Raw genomic sequence first — 413 nt, forward strand, 5'->3', positions numbered from 1 at the left:
GTAACTGACTCAAAAGGATGTACTGATGATGAAACCGTAACAATCGGCGAACCTTCAAATGTACTGACTGCGTTGATAGATTCCAAAACAGACGTAAGCTGTAAAGGAGACGCAACGGGTTCTGCAACTGCTTCGGCTACAGGTGGAACAGCGGGTTACACGTATTCATGGAATACTGTTCCAGTTCAAACAGGAGCTACTGCAACTGACCTTAAAACAGGAACTTATACCGTGACTGTAACTGACTCAAAAGGATGTACTGATGATGAAACCGTAACAATCGGCGAACCTTCAAATGTACTGACTGCGTTGATAGATTCCAAAACAGACGTAAGCTGTAAAGGAGACGCAACGGGTTCTGCAACTGCTTCGGCTACAGGTGGAACAGCGGGCTACACCTATTCATGGAATAC

General features: G+C 45.3%; 1 protein-coding gene. It reads left to right on the top strand.

The window, feature by feature from the left end; all coding sequences use genetic code 11:
* Window positions 1-413: SprB repeat-containing protein (locus GKZ88_RS22290; protein ID WP_196216514.1), on the top strand; the 413-nt coding region annotated here is incomplete at both ends.

Source organism: Flavobacterium sp. LC2016-01 (genome assembly GCF_009711135.1).
In the GTDB taxonomy this organism is placed as follows: Bacteria; Bacteroidota; Bacteroidia; order Flavobacteriales; family Flavobacteriaceae; genus Flavobacterium.